The organism is Stenotrophomonas sp. 05L414_2, from assembly GCF_056397905.1.
Genome location: NZ_JBFTOJ010000256.1, coordinates 1 through 3,683, shown reverse-complemented (window position 1 = coordinate 3,683; position 3,683 = coordinate 1). Strand labels below are relative to the sequence as shown.

Genomic DNA, 3,683 nt, shown 5'->3' with positions numbered 1-3,683 from the left:
GAAGGCCACCGCCTTCAAGGGCCAGGTCTCCGACGCGCAGATGACGGCCCTGCTGGTGGTGGCGAACCAGTACGGACTGAACCCGTGGACCAAGGAAATCTACGCGTTCCCGGACAAGAACAACGGCATCGTGCCGGTGGTCGGCGTCGACGGCTGGTCGCGCATCATCAACTCGCACGCTCAGTTCGACGGCATGGACTTCGAGCAGGACGAGCAGAGCTGCACGTGCTCGATCTACCGCAAGGACCGTAGCCGCCCGGTGCGCGTGACCGAGTACATGGCCGAGTGCCGCCGCTCCAACGCTGGCCCGTGGCAGTCCCATCCGCGCCGCATGTTGCGCCACAAGGCGATGATCCAGTGCGCGCGCTTGGCGTTTGGCTTCGTGGGCATCTACGAGCAGGACGAGGCTGAGCGCATCATCGAAGGCGAGGTTGTACGCGCCGAGCGCGCGCCGGCCAGCCGCACCCGTCAGCTGCCCGCCGAGCCGGAGGACACGCCCGAGCGCCAGGCGCTGTACGCGGGCCTGCAGGAGATTGCGAAGGCCGGTCTGGACGCCTATGCCGACGCGTGGGGCAAGCTGAGCCCCGAGCAGCGCAAGATGATCGGCCAGTCGGGCCACGAGACGCTGAAGGCTGAGGCGGAGCGCGCCGAGGCTGAGGAGGTCGCCCCGTGAAGCTGATCCACTGCGACCAGGGCAGCGACGCATGGCACAACGCCCGCGCCGGCGTCATCACCGCCAGCATGTTCTCCACCGCGCGCTCGCGTGTTGGCGAGCTGACCGACCAGCAGCGCACCTACGTGGATTCGGTGCTGGCCGGCATGGCGCCCAAGGCGGCTGCTGAGGCCTCCGGCTACAAGGCCGTGCCGAAGTCGGCGGTGATCGAGAAGGCGCTGGCCGGCGAGCCCATCGGCGATTTCAGCGAAGCGTCGAAGAACTACGCCTTCCGTCTGGCCGTCGAGCGCATCAGCGGTCAGCCGCTGGACGAAGGTTTCGAGACCTACGCCATGCGCCGCGGACACGAACTGGAGCCGTTTGCCCGCGCCGAGCATGAGGTGCAGTCCGGCCTGCTGGTGAAGCGCGCCGGGTTCGTCCTGAGCGACTGCGGCAACTACGGCTGCTCGGCGGACGGTTTCATCGGCGATGCCGGCGGCAGCGAATACAAGTGCTTCATCAACCCGGAGAAGCTGCGCGCCTTCCACATCGATGACGATGCGAGCGAGGTGTTCGAGCAGGCGCAGGGTTGCATGTGGCTGACGGACCGCGAGTGGTGGCACATCGGCCTGTACTGCCCCGCCCTGGTCTCGGCGAACCGCCAGCTGTGGTGGCGCCGCTTCGACCGCGACGAGGCGTTCATCGCCAAGATGCGCGCCGACCTGGATCAGTTCCGGCAGATGGTCGACGGGTTCGAGCAGTCCCTGCGCGCTGGTGATCGCCACCAGGAGGCAGCGTAATGGACGTGACGATCTACCCCAGCCACGCCAAATGCCTGCGCCGTGCCGGCCTCGCGCGCGCCCAGTTGTACGCACACGTGATCGAGGGCAAGCGCTACACCACCGCGCAKGTGGCGGAGATCCTGGGCATCTCCAACGACGCCGCCTACGAGCGGATCAAGCGCCGGGCCCACCCGCTCACGTGGGCAAGTCTGATGAAGGTTGGCCGGCCATGAAGACCTGCACGAAATGCGCCGCCCGGCTGCCGCTGCGGTTCTTCCCGCTGGTGAACGGCAAGGCCACGGCCGACTGCGCGCCGTGCCGGAACACCGACCGCCGCCTGCGCGATCCGCTGAAACCCCTGCGCGCCGATCCGCTGCAGGTCGAACTGAACCACCTCACCCACAGCTGGCAGCGCCGCACTCGTTGGCCGCTTCTGGCGCATCAGGAGACGCAACGATGAAGAACGGAGATATGCCTACAGCCCCGATGCTCAATGAGCATGGCTGCCCCCAGCATTACTCATCGATTCTGGTCCAACAGGGGCAGGTCACTGGCCTGACCAAGCGCGAACTGATCGCGGCAATGGCTATGCAGCGGTTCTTGGCAAACAAGGCCCATGCAACTCACTTCATGCCTGAGCACGACGCACGCTACTGCATCCAGATTGCCGACGCGCTTCTGGCCGAACTGGAGCAGAGCGCATGACCAGCATCCACGTACGGCCGACCTTCGACCTGGCCACGCAGGCCGAGAAGAACCGCCAGCGGCAGGAGATCGCCGACGACGTGGCGCAGTTCCTGCGCTCCGGCGGCAAGGTCCAGAAGCTAGGCAACAGCCCCATCGACCGATCCACCACCACCCGCCGCGAGGTGGTCGAGGGTGGCCACCGCAGCCGCACGAAGCAGGGAGCACGCGCATGACCACCGACAAGTCCCTTTCGGGCGGTGCACTGGACACTCTCATCGCCCTTGTGGAGAACGGACCTCTCTGGGATGGCGACCTGCCAAGCAAGTCCGGTCGGTACGAGCTGCTGGAGTTGGGCATGGCAGTGCGGATCGTGGTCAACGGCGAGGACGGCTATCAGGCAGCGACCATAGAAGGCGCACGCGCTTATTGCCTCCACTTTGGCGAAGAGCGAATCAGCGATGCCAAAGCCGCTCGAATCGCAAGGCGCTCTGTCATCAACGCCATTCATCGGAGCAAGAAGCCATGACCACCGACAAGACCCCCGCCACCCTGGCTGTTGATGTGCTGGCGGTGCTTCGTAGCCAGCTTTCATGGATTGGTCCGTGCCGTCCAGACGGCGACGAAATTGACTGCGAGCGCTGGGACCGAATCGAAGCTGCCATCGCCGCAGTCGCCAAGCTTATCGAGGCTGCGGACCGACTGGAGCGCAAAGCGATTGAACAGGCGCGCGTCACCTCATCTGTCTTCAATTCCGATCTTGCAAGCCTGCGCGTTGGCCTCGCCCGCGTCAAAGGAGAATCAGCATGAGCAACGACAAGACCCTGGCAACCGTGAAGCACGGCGGATGCGTGCAGTTGCCCTCCTCGGAGCGTGCGCGGTTTGAGGCGTGGGCCGAAGGAAACAACTACGAAATGGAGTGGACCGGCCTTCGCTACGTCGAAGAGGCTACCCACGACGCGTGGCTGGCATGGCAAGCCGCACTTTCCGCCCAGCCCAAGTACTTCACTGACGCCTACGAGCTGGGGCTGCGAGACGGGAAATCCCTCTCCGCCCAGCCCGCCCCGGGTGGTCAGGGGGACGAAATCAMGGTCAGCCGTAGCCTGCTGGATCGAGTCCACGAATCGCTCGGCAACTTCACTATGGATCATGGCTGGTCCCAAAGCGACATGGACGTAGCAGATGATCTTGCCGCAGCACTCGCCGCCCGCCAGCCGGTTCGAATCTACGGCGGCTGCGCCCAGCCTGAGGGTGAGCTGGTTACTGACGCTATGGTCGATGCCGCGTGCAAGGTTATGCATCACGGGTACGAGCACGAAAGCCGTAAAGCGTACCGCGAAGCATGCCAGAAGGATGCGCGCCAGGCACTGCAAGCCGCCCTCGCCGCCCGCCAGCCGGTGGGGGAGCCGGTGGCATGGATGACGCACCACGACGAACCGATGCTGTATCCGACGTTCGCGGAAGCCGCCGCGTACTGCGATGACGACGAACCTCCGATTCCGCTCTACGCCGCCCCGTTCGCGCAGGCCGTGGACCTTGGTCTGCAGCTGGATCGCTACGACGCC

General features: G+C 65.4%; 9 protein-coding genes. All 9 read left to right on the top strand.

All coding sequences use genetic code 11. The features are described 5' to 3' along the window. The coding region (bet, locus tag AC1DJN_RS21150) for a phage recombination protein Bet (protein WP_478040103.1) at window positions 1–673 on the top strand (673 nt) is incomplete at its 5' end. After that, window positions 670–1,452 carry a lambda exonuclease family protein gene (locus AC1DJN_RS21145; RefSeq protein ID WP_442251262.1) on the top strand — a complete coding sequence of 261 codons (783 nt, stop codon included), beginning with the start codon at window positions 670–672 and terminating at the stop codon, window positions 1,450–1,452. The genes bet and AC1DJN_RS21145, both read left to right, overlap by 4 nt. Then, complete coding sequence (locus AC1DJN_RS21140; RefSeq protein ID WP_478040101.1) at window positions 1,452–1,667, top strand: hypothetical protein; 216 nt, start codon at window positions 1,452–1,454, stop codon at window positions 1,665–1,667. The genes AC1DJN_RS21145 and AC1DJN_RS21140 overlap by 1 nt, the downstream gene beginning before the upstream one ends. After that, entirely contained in the window at window positions 1,664–1,894 is a 231-nt protein-coding gene (locus tag AC1DJN_RS21135; protein WP_442251264.1) for a hypothetical protein, read from the top strand. The genes AC1DJN_RS21140 and AC1DJN_RS21135 overlap by 4 nt, the downstream gene beginning before the upstream one ends. Continuing rightward, window positions 1,891–2,139 (top strand): hypothetical protein, encoded by a 249-nt coding sequence (locus tag AC1DJN_RS21130; RefSeq protein ID WP_442251265.1) that lies wholly within the window; start codon window positions 1,891–1,893, stop codon window positions 2,137–2,139. The genes AC1DJN_RS21135 and AC1DJN_RS21130 overlap by 4 nt, the downstream gene beginning before the upstream one ends. Then, window positions 2,136–2,354, top strand: coding sequence for a hypothetical protein (locus AC1DJN_RS21125; protein ID WP_442251266.1), 219 nt, complete (start codon window positions 2,136–2,138; stop codon window positions 2,352–2,354). The genes AC1DJN_RS21130 and AC1DJN_RS21125 overlap by 4 nt, the downstream gene beginning before the upstream one ends. Beyond that, window positions 2,351–2,647 (top strand): hypothetical protein, encoded by a 297-nt coding sequence (locus AC1DJN_RS21120; protein ID WP_442251267.1) that lies wholly within the window; start codon window positions 2,351–2,353, stop codon window positions 2,645–2,647. Before AC1DJN_RS21125 ends, AC1DJN_RS21120 begins: the two co-directional genes overlap by 4 nt. Further along, entirely contained in the window at window positions 2,644–2,928 is a 285-nt protein-coding gene (locus AC1DJN_RS21115; protein WP_442251268.1) for a hypothetical protein, read from the top strand. Before AC1DJN_RS21120 ends, AC1DJN_RS21115 begins: the two co-directional genes overlap by 4 nt. Continuing rightward, on the top strand, window positions 2,925–3,683 hold a 759-nt coding region (locus AC1DJN_RS21110), incomplete at its 3' end, for a hypothetical protein (RefSeq protein ID WP_478040099.1). The genes AC1DJN_RS21115 and AC1DJN_RS21110, both read left to right, overlap by 4 nt.